The sequence below is a fragment of the Micromonospora sp. NPDC047187 genome (assembly GCF_040643355.1).
In the GTDB taxonomy this organism is placed as follows: domain Bacteria; phylum Actinomycetota; class Actinomycetes; order Mycobacteriales; family Micromonosporaceae; genus Micromonospora; species Micromonospora salmantinae.
This window is the reverse complement of record NZ_JBEYUF010000038.1, coordinates 1-17,232: the sequence shown is the minus strand read 5'-3', so window position 1 is coordinate 17,232 and position 17,232 is coordinate 1. Positions and strand designations below refer to the sequence as shown.

The following is a 17,232-nucleotide window of genomic DNA, read 5'->3' as shown; positions in this document are numbered from 1 at the left end:
GTTGATCTACCTTTCGTCGACCGTGACTGGACCCTACCCGCACGGATTGGGCCGCCGAGACCAACCGGTCGATCAGCTCAGGTCGGCGTCGGTTGCCGCCTCGTAGACCGTCTCGACGGGCCGGATCACCTTGACCATCGAGGCAAGGTACTCCTGCGTCTCGGGATCGGTGGAGTAGATGATCGTGCCCTTCATCCCGCGGGTCAGCAGGACTTTGTAGGTGTTGCGGATCAGTAGATCTGCTTCGGCGTCGCTGACCGCCTTGCGGCTGCGGAACGCTGGATCCTTCGACTCCTCGCGTCGTGTCACCAACCGGCCGTCCCGGGCGACCAGGTCCGGCCCGACGATGACGCCCGACCAGTCGTACTCGAAGCCCTGCGCCGTGTAGACGCAGCCCACCTGGCCGAAACCGTTCGGGTCGGTGGCCCAGAACGCGCTGCCTGGCGCCTCGCCGACGCTGCGGTCACTCTTGACGTTCCAGGGTCGCGACCAACCGCCTACCTGCACGTCCGGCACCAGGCTGTCATCCGGACGTGGATCGCTCCACGGCCAGCAGTACCCGGCCGACATCCTGGCGGTCACACCGGGCACCTGCTTACTGGCGAGGAAGGCTTCCATTTCCTCTGGCGAATCGGCGAAACGTAGGTCGACCTTCCCGTCGCCGGTCCAGACCGACGGCTCGCCGCCATCGAGACCGAGCAGGTCAACGACCCAACCCTCGTACGTCTCACTGCCGCCGCAGCGGAACTGGCCGTGCAAGGACACAACCTCGACGTCAAGCTTGAGCTGCTTCGCGTACGACGAGATGACCTCGACGTTGCCCAACTCGCCCGGCTTCACCACTTGGTGCTCGTCGAGCAGGAAGACGGGCACCCGGGCCGCGGCGATGAGTTCGTCGATCTGCGAACGGGCCTCCGCCCGCCTAGCTTTCGGCGTGAACCGGTTGACGGAGGTCTCCCGGATGCGGTGCGCCTCGTCGCAGATCAGGACGTCCAGACCGTTGCGTTCGGCGGACATGAAGCTGTTGAAGTAGCCAAACAGACTCTTCAACCGGGTCGAGCCCGTGCCGGCGTATTTACGCAAGGTCTGCGTGAACGACCGCGAGCCCGTGGCGTGCATGACGGAGCGGTTCTGGCGCGCCAACTCGCCGAGCACCGACAGGGCGATCACGCTCTTGCCGCTGCCCGGTCCGCCCGAGACGACCACTACCGACTTTCGGTCCGCCGACCGCGCCTTCTCCACGGCGTGCAACACCAACTCGTACGCTACGCGCTGCTCATCCAGCAGCGTGAAGCGCGAACGAGCCTTCAGTTCCTGGGCGGCGTAGCGCAGCAGATGTCGGCTGGGCCGAACCGAGCTGGTGAGGAAACGATCAGCCGCGCCAGCACCAGGGGCCGGGGCGAGGTGAGCGCGTAGGTAATCGAGGAACTGGCCCCGCCGCTGCTTCGTGAAGATCCGGCTCTGCTCGGTCGCCTTGCGATCGAACAGATCACGGATGTCACGGTCGGTCGCGTTGTGCAGGTACGCCGCCCCACGGACCGGGTTCCGTTGCTCGGTGAGGATGCCGAGAAAGTCCGTCAGGTACTCGCAGTAGAGTTCGACCTGGACACCGGGGTGGAGCCGTGGGCCACGCGCGTGCTCCACCGCCACGAGGTTCTCTGAGCCCTCGTGGGACTCGGCGTGGGACCACTGCTTCAACTCGACGACGATGTAGGAGTCCTGGGACGTCCGAGGGTCCACACCGGCAAGCACCACGTCCACCCGCTTGCTGGTCAGCGGCAACTGATACTCGACCAACATCTCCACCTGGCCCAGGCCCGCGTCGGCGAGATCCTGCCCCAGCACGGCGAGGCTGTGCGACCAGGAACGACGTTCAGCCGGGCTCACGTTGCGCCCGATCTGCTCCACGATCCTGTCTGCGAGCATGCCGGTGCCGCTCAGGCGTAGCAGACCATCGGCAGACGTACGGAACGCTGACAACACTTGCCCCCGGGCAGCACGAAGTGATCGTGCGCATGGGGGGCGTGTCCGGCAGCCGCCGGAAGCCCGTCGTGACGCGCTTCTACGTGATGGACTGTAGCGAAGAGATCAACTGAGCGCCATGTTGACGCTGCCCGCGGCTACCGCTTCGCCGCCGAGCCGCGAGCCTGCTCAACGGGGTAGCGGCGGGCTACCTCCTCGAGCTTGGTCAGAGCCGCCTCTGTCAGGTCGATGCCGAGCACGTCGGCGAGCCGAGTCAGATAGATCATGACGTCGCCGATCTCGGCCCTCACCCGGCTACCCGCGTCCGGGTCAGCCATGACCGTCGCAGACTGCTCCGGCGTGAGCCACTGGAACTCGGCAATCAGCTCACCGACCTCGCCAGCGAGCGCCATGGCCAGGTTCTTGGGCGTGTGGAACTGTTGCCAGTCCCGTTCCTCCGCGAATGCCCGTACGCGGCCCGTCAGGTCGTCCATGACCCGGAGCATCGCAGATTGACGCGTACCGCCGGGCACTGAGGAATCCGTGCAACGAAGTGACTACTGACCGTTGTCATTGGGGTTTGTTGTAAGGAACGGGCCGGTTGCAGGCTTGGTCCGGCCTCCTGACTGGCCCTCATAAGGTGGGCGAGGGCTGGGCTCTGATGACTCCTGTGGTGAGGGTTTGGCTACGGTGTTGGCTTTCGGGTGTCGGGTGGGGTTAGCCGGTGCAGGCGAAGGCGTGCCGCGCTGGTAACGACAGGTAGGAGGCCGCAGTGGAGATGACCGAGCAGCTCATTTCCCGGACGGATGCCGACAATCGCCACTGGGTGCCTCAACCGGAGCGGCCCCTCGCTGGTCCAAGTTACTGAGGACAGCACCGAAGGGGACCCTGTTGTGGCCGGTTAGGAGCGCGTGTTGACGGATCTCGTCAACATCAGGGGCCGTCTCGGCCACCAGCCGCTCGATGTGCTCGGGCAGGAAGTTGGAGAGCCCGATGTGCCGAACCAGGCCACGCTCGCGCGCCTCGATCAGCGCCCGCCACGCCTGCACGTACAGGTCGACCTTCGGGTTCGGCCAGTGGATCAGATACAGGTCAATCCGGTCGCGCCGGTTCCGGGTGATCGCCCGTCAGTCGAGGACCCACCCTTCAGCGGGTCGGAACGCCGTTCGGTCTCGGGAGATCCATCGCGGCGGGCGGAGCGCCCGCTTTCCGGTGGTCGTCCCGGTACGAAGAGCACCGGGAAAGCGGAAGCACCGAATCCGGGAAGGCAGAAAGCGGCGGGATTCAGCAGACGTGCGTCCGCCAACTCACCTTCGTCACGGTCATGGGAACGTAGAAGAACCCGTCACCAGGAGTAGCACAGTCCGTGCCGGTGAGAGTCATTCCTTGGGTGGTGAACGACCAGCTAATCTCGGCGTTCCGGTTCGTGTAGTTGTAGTAGTTGAAACCCGTGATGTTGCCGCTCCACTCCGTGGTGGTCACCAGGGACGGAGTCGCCGTAGGAACCCCGTTCGGGTGGTCCCAGTGGGGCCAGACGCAGAATGTGCCCGGCTGGCAGTTCCCGGGCGGGTAGACGCCGGCCCCCGACTGGGGTGCCGCCGAGGCAGGAGGGGCAACAGCTAGCACACCTGCGATGACCCCGGCGATGGCGAAGGGTTTCAACAGCACGGCTACCTACTTCCATTGAAGAGAATGAATTATTTCAAGCTACCGCCGGAAAGTTGCACCGTCAAGTACCTGCGCTACCGCCCAGGTGGACGGCCGCATCATTCGCAGCAAGGTGGGCGATGCGACACGATCGCCGCAGCTTGCGACGACAGCAGGACCATCGGTCGGCGGCCAGGGGTCAGGGCGACGAGATGCTCCCGCACCGCAGGCCGTGGCGCCTACGGTCACTGACGGCAGGGCGCCAGCCGGGAACCCGGCCGCCGGCCGATCCGGCCACCTCCGAACGCCCCGCGACTCGGGTGGCAGGCGACCGGCTCGCAGCCAGCTCTGCGTTCGGGCCGCTCAGCGACAGCGATCAGCGGCGGGTTGGTTGACACGGGGAACATAATCGATACAAATAAATCTATCCCTGGGCTGAACGAGCTCCGGTCCCGTCCCTGAACACCGTTAGGAAGGGAAGCTCATGCGCAGATTTACCAGCCGAATCGCTGCGGGTCTCGCCGCCGCCTTGATCACCACACTGGCCGTGACGATACCGGCGTCGCCCGCAGCCGCTGTCGAGACGCTCAAGGTTCCCGACACCGGCCTCGTCTTCTACCAGGCCTACACGCAGATCATCGTAGGCAGGCAGGCCACGCCCGACGGTATCTGCCGCCCGGTCCCGGCCGAGGCGATCTGGGCGATCGGCTGGAACGGCTTCGGTTCCGTCTCGGGCTACCGGACCTCCGACTGCACCGGCGCTGCGTCCGAGCTCAACAACTTCCACAGCTGGCCGTACGAGGGCTACTACCTCTCCTACCGGGCCGGTTGACATTTCTTCGACGCATCCGCCGTCGACGGCAAGGTGTACGTCGGTTACATCGGTCGTCATCTCACAAACACCATGACGTCGTAGCCTTGCTGTGGCGAGCTCGCGGCTAACCCTCGCCCGGACCTTCGAGGTGACGACGGCAGCGTCTACCCCGACCGATTGCTACTCGTCAGCGTGGACAGCAGCAGCGGGCCGAGCCTTTGCCGACGAGGACGCTGCGGCGTACGGCGATCTGTGGCTTGTGCGCGCCCTCGAGCCGATCAGCGGAGAGCCGCACCGCGCAGTCGTATCGACGCCGGACTTTGCGCGTGAATGGTGGCCGGTGGGAGCAGGACTCGTATTGCTTCCATGCACGATCGGTGAAGGCGAACTAACTGGCCCTTCCGTCGCGCCTGGTGGCCGCGATGAAGTCCGCCCACGCTTGGGCGGTGAAGGTGAGAAGCGGTCCGGTGGAATCCTTCGAGTCGCGGACGGCGACAGTGCCAGGGAGGTTGGTGGCGACCTCGACGCAGTTTCCACCGTTGTCGCCGCTGCGGGTGCTCTTACGCCAGACGGCGCTGGTCAGGTCAGTCATGCCACATCTCCCCGACGATTCGCTTGATCATGTCCCTTGAGTCTGCCTGACCGAGGGCGAGCGCATCCAGACCCTTCCAGACGTCTTCATAGGCCCGAAGCTCGTCTGGCTTGTCGAGGTAGAGCGCCCCGGTCAGCGATTCGCTGTAGACGACCGACGGTTCCGGTGCGGCTCGTCCGCCCTTCGTGGCCGGGAAGTCCAAGACCACAAAGGATCCTGCGACCGCACCGGGATGTGGCCCTGCCGCGAGCGGCACGATACGAACCGACACGTTGGGCAGCTCCGATGCTTCGAGCAGGCGGGCGAGCTGCTCACTCATCACGGTCGGACCGCCGACGACACGGCGTAGCACCGCTTCCGAGAGAACGGCATCCAGGTGCGGCGGCTGTGGAAGCCGACGAGTGAGCAGGATCTGACGCTGCAGCCGCACCTCAACCGCCCGCTCGCGCTCCTCGGTGCTCAACCGGCTCGTGGGTCGGAAAAGACCGAGTGCGTAGGCACGGGTCTGGAGCAGTCCGGGGATCAAGTTTTCGCCGTACTCGCGAAGGCGGGCGGCTGCTGATTCCAGGCCCACGGGGCCAGAGCCGATGAGCCAGCGGTACGTCATCCACCTACCCGTGGTCGCCACCGACCTGCCTGCCGCGCAACGCCTGGCCCGGGTCATCGGCCGTTGGATGCTGGTGCTGCCGATGACCGACCCGGGGGAGACGATCATCTCCGAAGAGGACCATCAGCTCGTCCGGCACCGGGCATTCTGCGACCTGCGGATGGCAGGCGGCCGGCGCTGCCTCCCGCACGACGGCCACGACGGCGACTGCTCCCGCCGCCTACGCCGCTGACGTTCCGCACGGTCTATTACGGTTGCGCAACCCTTGGAGGCGGGCGTCATTCGCTCAGCTTGCGAACAGCACTCTCGTCGGGAACTCACCGCTGGATCGCCGAACCTTTACGATCTTTGCTGCGATCGCACCCGCAGCTGAGTTGAAATCGCCATCTTCGACACGGGCATCGAGGGTGTGCGGATCGATTGTGAGGATTCGATCAAACCTGTCATCCAATCCGAACTCGTACCGAACCTCGCCTGCGACCGCCTCGATGCGCCGCGCGGTCACCATCATTCCCACGTCCTAGCCTCCAATGCCCGAGTAGTCCTCGTAGGTCGGCCCGGGTATGTACGCCTCCCAATTGGACACCTGGTTGGCGGCAAGATGTGCTTCCCGGTATGTCGCCTGCGGGTGTGCCCGGTAGTACTGCAGTTCTGCCAACTCGTGCTCCAATAGTGCGTAATCCTCGGGCAGTGGGCTACCTCGCCGTAAACGCAGCCATGCCTCAGCCATGGGCGGGCTCGGATCGTATCGTTGATGGATGACTCCGCCCGCATAGTCATCCATCGGGTGGGCGTCGAAGAAGATGTGCCAGCGGATCTGCTCGATGTCCTCCTGAGAGAACCCTCGGGAACCATCCAGGCGGGGCGCGTCTCCGAGGTGGCCAGCTATGACGTCGGCGTCGGCCTGCTGGCGGATCGCCTCGTACGCCTCCTCCGCCCAACGGTCCTGCCCTCCGTAGTCTGCAAGGTTACGAGGTCGAGTGGTGTGGCCTCCATGAACGCCGCGCGCCCCATCTGCTGCGCTCTCTGGACGCCCGCGCGGAGTATCGCGAAGTCGGCTCAGGGTTTGCTTGAGCTTGTCGATGAGGTCGCCGAGCCGGCGCATCTCCGGAATCAACCGTCTCAGGCTGGTTAGCAGCCCGCGCAACAACCGCGCGATCCGCGCCCCCCACGACGCCACCAGCGTAGTGACCTGCTCCACCACCAGCGGCGCGGCCAGGCCGCCGGTGATGAGGAGTTCGCCCGCGTACACGATGATGCGGGACACGCAGGTGGCGATGGCGTCGCGGACGAGGAGTCGGACGGCGGCCACCAGGCCGGCGGCTCCTTCGGTGATCGCGGCCATGGTGTCGGCGCCCTGGGCGAGGCCGGTGATGGCCTGTCGCTGTTCGTTGGCCCAGCCTCGGTAGGCGGGGCCGGCACTGCCGCCCCAGCCTGCGATGTCGGTGCGAACGGCGCGAGCCAGTTCGGCGGCGTCGTCGCGGAGCGACCCGGCGACGTTGCGCCAGGTCTGTGCGTGCGCGGTGATCTGCGCCGGGTCGCCGGCGAGCCAGTCCAGCGCTTCGCTGAGGGGCTTGACGTGTTCGATGAGCCAGGCGATCCCGTACTGGAGCAGGGCACCGACCGGGTCGGAGACGAGGGCGAGGGCGTCCAGGCCGGCGCTCACGACGCCGAGGCTGCCGTCGATCCAACTGCCGGTCCGGATGCCCTGGGCGATGAGTTCGATGTCCTCGCAGATCCACACGCCGGCCCAGGCGCTGGGTGGGGTGTCCGCAGCGGCGGCGACGAGCGGGTTCGACGTCACGGGCGCTGCCGCACCCCGTCGAGCTGGTGCGGCTGCACCCCATCGAGCCCCTGCCGCCGCACCCTGTCGAGTAGCTGCTTGGCGTGGGCGTCGGAGCTGCGGTAGCGGTCGGCTCCGACCCGCAGCTTGCCGGCGGTGTCCCGTACCGACGCTGCGGCGGCGCCGATGCCGTCGACCAAGTTCCGTTGCAGGCCGTCGAGCAGCACCGGCATCATCGCGCAGAGTTGCCCGTAGGCGTCGGCGCCCAACCGGACTTGCTGGCCTGCCTGCTGAGCGGTGTCGAGGCTGCTGGCACAGCGATCGAGGCGTGCGGCGTGGGCGGTCAAGTCGTCCGGGTCGACCTGGATGCCGTCACCGACGGGCATGGTTCGATCCCTGGTCGGGTAGGAGCCGGGTGCGATACGAGTCGATGATGGCCCGGGCGCTCGCGTCGTCGCCCAATGCCTCCGTGGCTGCGTCGCTGACCTTTCGAAGCAGGTCGGCGCGGGCGGCAGCGGTGGTCTCCAGGATCTGCCGAGCGGTGTGCGCCGCGGGTTGTTGCCGGATGCGCTCATCGAGCCGTAGGTCGATCAGCAGGCCAGTCGAGTCGACGGTGACGTCGACAGTCCGATCGGCGTTGCGGGCGGTGCCGGTCAGATCCCGTATCGACGCCGACAGCGTCTTCGCTCGTGCCGCCCGCTCGGCGAGCGACTTCTCCCACTCATCGAGCCGGCGCTCCGCTGCGTCGAGCGCAGCGTCGTCCGCCCACACGTCGACCCTCCCCAGGGGACCACTGCCGGCGGCAACCGGCGACATCACCGGCACGCTACCAACCGGTGGCGCTGGGTGCATGCCCACAGGGCGAATGCCAAGAACGTCGCGCTAGGCGGCACAGGCGGTCCGTCAACCCGTGGCGCCTCGCCGATCATGGAGTTGTGGTGGGCAACAAAGAGCCCATCATCACGCCAAAGCGGGCACCACAACTCCATGATCGACCGAGTCAGGCCGCGATCTTGCATTTGCTGTCGCGACAAATGGTGCAGGATCCCGCATTTCGACGACCGAAACTGCAAGATCGACGCAGCAGGGGGCGCCGTGGGCATTCATCCGTATCATCTCGGCATGACGCGGTTCAGTCGGCGGGCGGTGTTGCTGGCCGGCGGCGGGCTGCTCGTCGGCTGTTCGCGGCGGCCCGAGGCGGACCCGGTCCACCTGCGACTGGCGACCGGGCCGGCGGGGGCGGTCTACCGGCGGATCGGCGGGGCGCTGGCCGAGCACATCTCCGAGCAGGTGCCGGGCGCCACTGTGACCACAGTGCCGAGCGGGGCGTCCACCGACAACATCCGGATGCTGCGGGCCGGCGAGGTGCACCTGGGGCTGACCAGCCTGGACGCGCTGATCACCAGCGACGGGAGCGCGCCCGGAGGGCTGTCGGCGATCTGCCGGCTCTACGACAGCCATCTGCATCTCGTGGTCATGGCCGGTTCGGCGATCGACGAGTTTCGGGATCTTGAGGGCAAACGCGTGTCCCTCGGTGCCCACGACTCCGGCACGGAGTTCACGTCGTTGCGGGTCCTGAAGCTCGGCCCGCTCAAAGCCGACGGCCAGAACCTCAGCCAGGCCGAGTCGGCGGCGGCGCTGCGCGACGGCACGATCGACGCCATGTTCTCGCTGACCGGCGTCCCGACGCCCGCCATCACCGAGTTGGCGCAGCGCCACCCGATCCGGCTGATTCCGTTGGACGCGCAGGCCGACGGGCTCTTCACGGCGTACCCGGGTCCCTACGCCCCGGCCATGATCCACGCGGCTGCCTACGCCGGCGTCCCGGCGACCCGCACCGTCGCCGTACCGAACGTGCTGCTGGCGCGCGACGACCTGCCTGGCGACCTGGTCTACGCCATCACCGACACGGTCTTCCGGCATACCGGGGCGATCACCTCCGCTGGTCGTGACGACGCCGAGGCCCTTCCGGAGGCGTGGCAGATCAACGTGCGTACCGGGATCTCCACCGCGTCCGTCCCGCTGCATCCGGGCGCGGCGGCCTGGTTCCGCGACCGCAAACGCTGACCCGGTCACCGGGAACGCTGTTGTCAGGCCGGCGTCGACGCGGGTGCGACCGGCAACACCACCACCGCGGCCAGCCCGTGCCCGGGCCCGTCCGGACGCGGCAGGCCCTCCTCCAGCCGCAGCTCACCACCGGCCGCCCCGATGAGGTCGGCGCAGATCGCCAGCCCCAGGCCGGTCCCGGGAACGTTCTGGTGCCGCGGTGACCGCCAGAAGCGCTGCAACGCCTGGGCCCGCTCGGACACGTCGATTCCCTGGCCGTCGTCACGGACGGCGACCGTGACGGTGCCGGGACCAGCGGAGACGAGCCGCGCGGTCACCTCCACGACCTGCGCGTCGGACAGCCGCAGCGCGTTGCTGATCAGCTCGTCCAGGATGCTGCCCAGACCGCCCGGCGGTTCCAACAACCGCAACCCCGGGGGTACGTCGACAGTCAGGCTCTGCCCGGCGGTGGCGGTCAGGGCACGCCACCGGTCCACCCGGGTCGCCAGCACCTCGTCGAGGTCCACCGGCGACGCCGTCCGCAGGCTCTCCATCCGCGCGCTGGCCTGCAGCGAGTTCAGCATCCGCTGCATCGCCTTCAGCTCGTCGACGGCGACGTCGTACACCTGCTGCCCGTCGCCGTCTGACCGCAGGTGTGGCGCGAGGCTCTCCACCGCGAGCCTCAGGCTGGTCAACGGGTTGCGTAGCTGGTGTGACGCGTCCGAGACGAAAGCGCGCTGTCGCTGGGCGGCGTTCTCGACGGCGTCCATCATGGAGTTGAACGACCGCGCCAGCCGCCGCAGCTCGACAGGGCCGGCCTCGGCGTCGGCGCGGATGGTCAGGTCGCCCTCGGAGATCCGCGAGGTCGCCGCGTCGAGTTTGCGCACCGGCCGCAGCACCCACGCCGACACCGGCCAGGCGACGGCCGTCAACGCGAGCAACGGCAGCAGCCCGAGACCGGCCAGCCGGGCCCAGCGTACGAGGATGAGCTCGCGCGTCCGGGACAGGTCGGAGATCGTCACGACGGCGCCGACGACCTCACTGTCCCGGCCGACCGGCTCCGCCACCACGAGTGCGGAGTCGTCCCACGGCGCCCACTCCCAGGACGGTTCGGAACGGGCACCGGCAAGCGCCGCCGTCACGGTCCGGGGCAACGCCGCCTCGGCGCGCGCCGCCTTCTGGTACGCGTCGGCCGGCCCGAGCAGCACCGCGCCCGACGTGTCGATCAGCGCGACCGGAATGCCGTAGAGCTCGTGGTACCGCGTCAGCTCCTGCTGCAACGCCTCGGTGCGGCCGGTCGACAGCGCGGTCTCGGCCAGCGAGGCGAACCGGCCGACGTCGTTGAGCCGGTTGACGTACGTCTCCTGCATCTCGCGTTCGGCAACGGTGATGCTGAGCGGCACCCCGAGCGCCGTGACGAGCAGCACGGCGAGGGGGACCAGGACGACGAGCAGCCGGCGGTGCACGCGGTCAGCCGATCAGCTCCGGCTGGTCGGCCAGCAGCCGATAGCCGACGCCGTGGACGGTCCGGATGACCACGTCCGGCCCCAGCTTGTGCCGCAGCGCCGCGATGTGGGTGTCCAGGGTGCGGCTCGACGACTCCCAGGACGCGCCCCAGATCTGGTCGAGGATGACGTCGCGGCTGACCACGTTGGGCGCCCGCCGGGCCAGGAGCAGGAGCAGTTCGAACTCCTTGCGGGTCAACGGCACGAGTACGCCGTCGACGGTGACCTCGCGGGTGCCGACGCCGATCCGCATCGGGCCGAGGACGAGCGGCTCGTCGGTCTGGCCGAGGGCACGAGCGGCCCGGGTGCGCCGCAGGACGGCTTCGATCCGGGCGAGCAACTCGGGGATGCCGAACGGTTTGACGATGTAGTCGTCGGCACCGGCGCGCAGGCCGCGGACCCGCTCGTGCTCCTCGGATCGCGCGGTCACCGCGATCACGGCGGTCTGCGGGTGGTCGCGCAACTTGCGGATCACGTCGAGCCCGTCGCCGTCGGGGAGACCCAGGTCGACGAGGACCACGTCGGACGGCCCGGCGCGCTCGGCTTCCGCGGCGGTGGCGACGCGGTGGACCTCGAAGCCCGCCTGGGTCAGGACGGTCACCAGACCCCGCGCCACGCGGTCGTCATCCTCGATGACGGTTATCCGCATACCGGCGAATTGTACGGCCCGGACGGGTGCTCGTGCCGGCCCGGGTTCTTGGGATTTTTCTGACACCATCCGGGCCCCGACCAGCCGAGACTGAGGGCCACTAACGCGCCGAGGGATGTCCATGCGTTGATGGGGAGGTCGCCGTATGCGAACGACCAGTAGATACCGGGCCACCGCGCGGATGATCGCCGCGATCGGTGTCGTCTCGCTCGCCGCCGCCTGTTCGGGTAACGGGGGTGCCGCCGGCGGAGGGGACGCCGGAAATTACCCGGACGAGAACATCACGATCGTCGTGCCGTTCAGCGCGGGTGGTCCGACGGACACCGTCACCCGGATGATCGCCGGGCCGATGGCCGCGAAGCTCGGCGGCAAGATCGTCGTCCAGAACGTCGAGGGTGCCGGCGGCACTGTCGGCGCCGGCGATGTCGCGCGGGCCAAGCCGGACGGCTACACGGTGCTCATGCACCACATCGGCATGTCGACGGCGCCCGCCCTCTACAAGAGCCTGGGCTACAAGCCCCTGGAGGACTTCGAGACGGTCGGGCTCGTCACCGAGGTGCCGATGACGATCGTCGCCCGTAAGGACTTCGCGCCCGCGACGCTCCAGGACCTGGTGACCCACGTGAAGGCGAACGCCGACAAGGTCACGCTGGCCAACGCCGGCATCGGCGCGGCGTCGCACCTGTGCGGTCTGCTGTTCCAGAGCACCACCGGTGTGAAGCTCCAGGAGGTTCCGTACCAGGGCACCGGTCCCGCACTGACCGACCTCGTCGGCGGCCAGGTCGACTTCATGTGCGACCAGACGACAAACACCAGCGGCCAGATCGCCGCCGGAAAGGTGAAGGCGTACGCGGTCACCACACCCGAGCGGGTGAAGAGCCTTCCCGACCTGCCCACCACCACCGAGGCCGGGTTGCCGCAGCTGAAGGTCAGCGTGTGGCACGGCCTCTACGTTCCGGCCGACACCCCGCCGGAGATCGTCCAGAAGCTGTCCGAGGCGTTGAAGGTGGCGCTGGCCGACCAGGGGGTCATCGACCAGATGGCCAAGCTGGGCACCGCGCCGGTCCCGGCCCAGGACGCGACCCCGGACGCGCACCGGGCGAAGCTCGACGAACAGCTCGGCACCTGGGCGAAGATCATCGCCGACTCCGGGGTCAAGGTGTCCTGAGGTGGAGCGCCGTCGGTCGTTACCGGACGTCCTCGCCGGGGGGATCTTCGTCCTGATCGGTGGCGCATTCGTGGTGGGGGCGCTCGGCTACGAGCTGGGCACCCCGACCCGGATGGGCCCGGGCGCCTTCCCGCTGCTGGTCGGCGTGGCAGTGGTCGCCCTGGGCCTGGCGATCGCCGGCAAGGGGCTCGTCGCCGGCGAGGTGATCTCGTTCGGGCCGGTCCCGTGGCGGGCGGTCGCCGTCATCGTGCTCGCGGTCCTGTTCTTCGGGTTCACCATCCGGCGACTCGGGTTCGTACCGACGACGGCGGTGACCGCACTGCTCACCACCCTGGCCAGCGCCCGCGTACGGCTGCTCACGGCGGTGGCCGTGGCCGCCGGGCTGACGGTGGCCAGCACGCTCATCTTCGTCGTCGGACTTCAGCTGCGGATCCCGCTGTGGGGCCCCTGGCTGGGACTCTGACGGGGCATCCGGATTGAGGCATGGAACTCCTCGACAACCTCGCGCTGGGCTTCTCGACGGCCCTGCTGGTCCAGAACGTCCTCTACTGCTTCGTGGGAGTGCTGCTCGGGACCGCGGTCGGTGTGCTGCCCGGCATCGGGCCCACGGCCACTGTGGCGATGCTGCTGCCGATCACGTTCAGCTTCGAGCCGGTCACCGCGCTGATCATGCTGGCCGGCATCTACTACGGGGCACAGTACGGCGGCTCGACGACCGCCATCCTGATCAACCTGCCCGGTGAGTCGTCAGCGGCGGTCACCGCGCTGGACGGGCACGAGATGGCCCGCCAGGGCAGGGCAGGCCCTGCCCTGGCGGCTGCGGCGATCGGGTCCTTCGTCGCGGGTACGGTCGCCACCGTCGCGCTGGCCGCCGCGGCCCCGCCCCTGGCCAGTGTCGCGTTGAAGTTCGGCCCGGCCGACTACTTCTCACTCGTGCTGTTCGGCCTGATCGTGTCGATCGCGCTGGCGCGGGGCAGCGCGCTCAAGGCACTGGCGATGATCGCGCTCGGCGTACTGCTCGGTACGGTCGGCCAGGACATCTACACCGGAACGCCCCGCTTCGTGTTCGAGCAGCGCGAGCTGTACGGCGGCATCGACTTCGTGTCGGTCGCCGTGGGCCTGTTCGGGGTGGCCGAGATCCTGCGCAACCTGGAGAACGAGCAGACCCGTACGGCGATCGTCAACAAGGTGACCAACCTCTGGCCGACCCGCGAGGACCGGCGTCGCATCGTCGCCCCGATCCTGCGGGGCACCGGTCTCGGCGCCGCGCTCGGTGTCCTGCCCGGCGGCGGCCACGTGCTGGCCTCGTTCACCTCGTACGCTGTCGAGAAGCGCATCTCGAAGCGGCCGCAGGAGTTCGGGCGGGGCGCGATCGAGGGCGTCGCCGGCCCCGAGTCGGCGAACAACGCCGCCGCGCAGACGTCGTTCATTCCGCTGCTCACCCTGGGCCTGCCCGCCCACCCGGTGATGGCACTGATGATCGGCGCGTTCATCGTCCACGGCATCACCCCGGGCCCGAACGTCATCAACGACGAGCCGGCGCTGTTCTGGGGCCTGATCGCGTCGATGTGGATCGGCAACGTGCTCCTGCTGCTGCTGAACCTGCCGCTGATCGGCCTCTGGGTGCGCATGCTGCGCATCCCGTACCAGGTGCTCTTCCCGATGATCATTCTGTTCGCCGCGATCGGCACCTACTCACTGAACTTCAACGCCTACGACGTCTACGCCATCGCGTTCTTCGGGATCCTGGGCTACATCCTGATCAAGTGCGGCTGCGAGCCTGCGCCCCTGCTGCTCGGCTTCGTCCTCGGCCCGCTGCTGGAGGAGAACCTGCGCCGCGCGCTCATCATCTCCCGTGGCGACCCGTCGGTCTTCGTGACCCGGCCGATCTCCGCGGCGCTGCTGGCCCTGGCCGTCGTCGCGCTCGTCGTCGCTGTCCTCCCGACGATCCGCCGGCGCCGCGCTGTCGTCTTCGCGGAGGATGAGTAGCAATCCGAAGCACGTGACGGTCAGGTCGACGAAGATTGTTCCCGTGACGAGCGACAACACGCCCCGGGGCTGGACCAGCCGGACCGTCTGGGACCGGCGGTTCAACGCCCCGCTGCGCTCGTTCCTGCGTACCGAGACCGGCGGCGCGCGGGTGGTGCTGATCGGCGCGGTGGCGGCCCTCGTCTGGGCGAACCTCAGCGCATCGTCGTACGAGTCGGTCTGGGAGACCTCCTTCTCGATCCAGCTCGGCGACTGGCAGGTGGCACATGACGTGCGTACCTGGATCAACAGCGGCCTGATGACGTTCTTCTTCCTGGTGGCGGGGCTGGAGTTGCGCCGCGAGTTCGACATCGGCGAGTTGCGGGAGCGGCGTCGCCTGGCGTTGCCGATGCTGGCCGGGGTCGGCGGCATGCTCGTGCCGATCGCGATCTACCTCGCCATCAACGCCGGGCAGACCACCGCGGCGGGCTGGGGCGCGGTGATGGCCACCGACACGGCGCTCGCGCTCGGCGCGCTGGCCGTCTTCGGGCCACGCTTCTCGGAACGGCTGCGGGGTTTCCTGCTGACCGTCGCCGTCGTCGACGATGTGGTGGCGATCGCGGTGCTGGCCATCGCGTACCCGCATCACCCCTCGCTGACGGCGCTGATCGTCGCGGCGGCGATCTTCGGCGTGGTGCTGCTCGTCCGGGGCTTCGGGGTGCGGTTCGGGCCGGTCTACGCGCTGCTGGGGGTGGCGGCCTGGCTCGCCGTCTCGATGTCCGGTGTCGACCCGGTCGCGGTGGGCCTGGTGATGGGGTTGCTGACCTACGCCTACGCTCCCGGCCGAGGCGACCTGCAGCGGGCCAGCGACCAGTTCCGCCTCTTCCGAGAGCAGCCCACCCCGCAACTCGCCCGGATGGCTCGGGCCGGGCTCACCTCGGCGCTGTCGCCGAACGAGCGGTTGCAGACGCTCTACCACCCGTTGGCGAGCTACGTGGTGGTGCCGCTCTTCGCGCTGGCCAACGTCGGCATCGTGATCGACGGCGACCTGCTGACCAGGGCCGTGACCTCTCCGGTCACGCTCGGGGTCGTGGTCGCGTACGTCGTCGGCAAGCCGGCCGGGATCCTGGCCACCGCGTGGCTGGTGACCCGGCTCAGCGGCAACCGGTTCCGGCCGCCCGTCGGGTGGGTTGCCGTCGCGGGGGTCGGCACGATCTCCGGCATCGGCTTCACCGTCGCGCTCCTGATCGCCACCCATGCCCTGAGCGGCCCGGCCCTGGACGAGGCGAAGTTCGGCATCCTCGTGGCGACGCTCGGCGCGTCCCTCGTCACGTGGTTGGTGTTCCGCTCCGTCGGACGGCTCTCGCCGGCGCGGCGGACCCGTGCGCTGCTGGGCGTCGCCGAGGGCATCGTCGACCTGATGCTGCCGGTCGACGCGGATCGCGACCACATTCGCGGGCCGCTTGAGGCGCCGGTGACGGTGGTGGAGTACGGCGACTTCGAGTGCCCCTACTGCGGGCAGGCCGAGCCGGCGGTCCGAGAGTTGCTGGCGGACTTCGCCAACATCCGGTACGTCTGGCGGCACCTGCCGCTCACCGACGTCCACCCGCACGCCCAACTCGCGGCCGAGGCCGCCGAGGCGGCGGGGGAGCAGGGCGCGTTCTGGGAGATGCACGACCTGCTGCTCGCCCACCAGGACGCTCTCAACCCCACTGACCTGCTCGGTTACGCCGAACAGCTCGGCCTGGACCTGGACGGGTTCCGGGAGCACATGGTGAAGCGGATGGGCGTGGACCGGATCGCCGAGGACGTCGACTCGGCCGACCTCAGCGGCGTCACCGGCACCCCGACCTTCTTCATCAACGGCCGGCGGCACCACGGCGCGTACGACATCGCCGCGCTCTCGGCGGCGGTGAAGGCGGCGTTCGCGAGCGCGAAACTCCGCCCCGAGTACCACCCTCGGGATCCCGGCCGCCGCGAGACCGGGCCGGCGAGCTGACCGCGCGGCCCGTGCGGTCGGTGCGGTCGTCACCGGGCCAGGTGGTCGACGGGCGCCGTGGTCAGCTCCCGGCCGACGGCGGCGCCGCCACGATCACGGGTACGGGTGGACACCTGGCTCACCGTCCGGCAGTCGCGGCGTCGCCGGATCAACGGGGTCCGCCGCCGTGACGTCCGATCCCGCCTCCGCGTCGCGGGGTGCGGAGGTGTTGGTCGGCGCCTTTGGAGCTGAATCGTTTGCGACATCACCGCGGCACACAGAGGGTGCGAATCGTTTGCGGCATCAGCTCCATAGGCAGCGCGCCAACCCATACAGCCCTTCAGCCCCGGGCTCCGGAGCCCGCCCCTGCGGGAGCCCGCGCCCGCAGCCCTAGGGTCCACACGGTCCAGCGCCGCACGCTCCCCGCAGCCCCGCAGCCCCGCAGCCCCGCAGCCCCGCAGCCCCGCAGCCCCGCAGCCCCGCACGCCCCAGCCCGGCCCGCCGGGAGCCCGG

The 17,232-nt window shown here is 68.8% G+C and carries 18 protein-coding genes; 7 read left to right on the top strand and 11 right to left on the bottom strand.

Annotated features, from left to right (window positions below; translation table 11 throughout):
• Positions 1–72: 72 nt before the first annotated feature.
• From ABZ794_RS32330 to ABZ794_RS32320, 3 genes are all read right to left on the bottom strand, one after another.
• On the bottom strand, positions 73–1,926 hold the full coding sequence (locus ABZ794_RS32330) for a DUF2075 domain-containing protein (protein ID WP_357519144.1): 1,854 nt from the start codon (positions 1,924–1,926) through the stop codon (positions 73–75).
• 194 nt (positions 1,927–2,120) lie between these two features.
• Positions 2,121–2,456 (bottom strand): nucleotide pyrophosphohydrolase, encoded by a 336-nt coding sequence (locus ABZ794_RS32325; protein ID WP_210785427.1) that lies wholly within the window; start codon positions 2,454–2,456, stop codon positions 2,121–2,123.
• A gap of 297 nt (positions 2,457–2,753) precedes the next feature.
• Entirely contained in the window at positions 2,754–3,083 is a 330-nt protein-coding gene (locus ABZ794_RS32320) for an aldo/keto reductase (protein WP_307850608.1), read from the bottom strand.
• Between the two features lie 1,010 nt (positions 3,084–4,093).
• Here ABZ794_RS32320 and ABZ794_RS32315 point away from each other — a divergent pair.
• Positions 4,094–4,441 (top strand): hypothetical protein, encoded by a 348-nt coding sequence (locus tag ABZ794_RS32315; protein WP_357519142.1) that lies wholly within the window; start codon positions 4,094–4,096, stop codon positions 4,439–4,441.
• Positions 4,442–4,811: 370 nt separating this feature from the next.
• Here the strand turns inward: ABZ794_RS32315 and ABZ794_RS32310 are convergent, their stop codons facing one another.
• Complete coding sequence (locus tag ABZ794_RS32310) at positions 4,812–5,015, bottom strand: DUF397 domain-containing protein (RefSeq protein WP_210785425.1); 204 nt, start codon at positions 5,013–5,015, stop codon at positions 4,812–4,814.
• The gene (locus ABZ794_RS32305) at positions 5,008–5,622 is read right to left on the bottom strand and encodes a DUF5753 domain-containing protein (protein ID WP_357519139.1); all 615 of its coding nucleotides are present in this window, start codon (positions 5,620–5,622) and stop codon (positions 5,008–5,010) included. Before ABZ794_RS32305 ends, ABZ794_RS32310 begins: the two co-directional genes overlap by 8 nt.
• Between ABZ794_RS32305 and ABZ794_RS32300 the strand changes: the two genes are divergently transcribed.
• Entirely contained in the window at positions 5,603–5,854 is a 252-nt protein-coding gene (locus tag ABZ794_RS32300) for a hypothetical protein (RefSeq protein ID WP_357519137.1), read from the top strand. The genes ABZ794_RS32305 and ABZ794_RS32300 overlap by 20 nt on opposite strands.
• 54 nt (positions 5,855–5,908) lie before the next feature.
• Here ABZ794_RS32300 and ABZ794_RS32295 read toward each other — a convergent pair whose 3' ends face one another.
• The 4 genes from ABZ794_RS32295 to ABZ794_RS32280 are packed head-to-tail and all read right to left on the bottom strand — an operon-like array spanning position 5,909 to position 8,221.
• Positions 5,909–6,133 (bottom strand): hypothetical protein, encoded by a 225-nt coding sequence (locus ABZ794_RS32295; protein ID WP_357519180.1) that lies wholly within the window; start codon positions 6,131–6,133, stop codon positions 5,909–5,911.
• Positions 6,134–6,142: 9 nt separating this feature from the next.
• Positions 6,143–7,426: a WXG100 family type VII secretion target gene (locus ABZ794_RS32290; protein WP_357519135.1), complete on the bottom strand. Its 1,284-nt coding sequence runs from the start codon at positions 7,424–7,426 to the stop codon at positions 6,143–6,145.
• A complete protein-coding gene (locus ABZ794_RS32285) occupies positions 7,423–7,791 on the bottom strand; it encodes a type VII secretion target (protein ID WP_357519133.1) in 369 nt (122 codons plus the stop codon). Before ABZ794_RS32285 ends, ABZ794_RS32290 begins: the two co-directional genes overlap by 4 nt.
• Entirely contained in the window at positions 7,778–8,221 is a 444-nt protein-coding gene (locus ABZ794_RS32280; protein WP_357519131.1) for a YbaB/EbfC family DNA-binding protein, read from the bottom strand. Before ABZ794_RS32280 ends, ABZ794_RS32285 begins: the two co-directional genes overlap by 14 nt.
• A 306-nt stretch (positions 8,222–8,527) precedes the next feature.
• Between ABZ794_RS32280 and ABZ794_RS32275 the strand changes: the two genes are divergently transcribed.
• Positions 8,528–9,472, top strand: a complete 945-nt coding sequence (locus tag ABZ794_RS32275; RefSeq protein WP_357519129.1) for a TAXI family TRAP transporter solute-binding subunit — start codon at positions 8,528–8,530, stop codon at positions 9,470–9,472.
• Between the two features lie 23 nt (positions 9,473–9,495).
• On the opposite strand, the gene ABZ794_RS32270 is transcribed toward ABZ794_RS32275, so the two are convergent.
• Both ABZ794_RS32270 and ABZ794_RS32265 read right to left on the bottom strand, forming a co-directional pair.
• The gene (locus ABZ794_RS32270; RefSeq protein WP_238690060.1) at positions 9,496–10,917 is read right to left on the bottom strand and encodes a HAMP domain-containing sensor histidine kinase; all 1,422 of its coding nucleotides are present in this window, start codon (positions 10,915–10,917) and stop codon (positions 9,496–9,498) included.
• A 4-nt stretch (positions 10,918–10,921) separates the two neighbouring features.
• A complete protein-coding gene (locus ABZ794_RS32265) occupies positions 10,922–11,605 on the bottom strand; it encodes a response regulator transcription factor (RefSeq protein WP_238690061.1) in 684 nt (227 codons plus the stop codon).
• A 145-nt stretch (positions 11,606–11,750) separates the two neighbouring features.
• Here ABZ794_RS32265 and ABZ794_RS32260 point away from each other — a divergent pair, with 145 nt between their 5' ends.
• From ABZ794_RS32260 to ABZ794_RS32245, 4 genes are read left to right on the top strand one after another with little or no spacing between them, the layout of a single operon-like run.
• Complete coding sequence (locus ABZ794_RS32260) at positions 11,751–12,773, top strand: tripartite tricarboxylate transporter substrate-binding protein (protein ID WP_357519126.1); 1,023 nt, start codon at positions 11,751–11,753, stop codon at positions 12,771–12,773.
• 1 nt (position 12,774) lies between these two features.
• Complete coding sequence (locus ABZ794_RS32255) at positions 12,775–13,236, top strand: tripartite tricarboxylate transporter TctB family protein (RefSeq protein WP_357519124.1); 462 nt, start codon at positions 12,775–12,777, stop codon at positions 13,234–13,236.
• 20 nt (positions 13,237–13,256) lie between these two features.
• Positions 13,257–14,762, top strand: coding sequence for a tripartite tricarboxylate transporter permease (locus ABZ794_RS32250; protein ID WP_357519122.1), 1,506 nt, complete (start codon positions 13,257–13,259; stop codon positions 14,760–14,762).
• Between the two features lie 43 nt (positions 14,763–14,805).
• The gene (locus ABZ794_RS32245) at positions 14,806–16,740 is read left to right on the top strand and encodes a Na+/H+ antiporter NhaA (RefSeq protein ID WP_357519120.1); all 1,935 of its coding nucleotides are present in this window, start codon (positions 14,806–14,808) and stop codon (positions 16,738–16,740) included.
• The last annotated feature ends 492 nt before the right edge of the window (positions 16,741–17,232 follow it).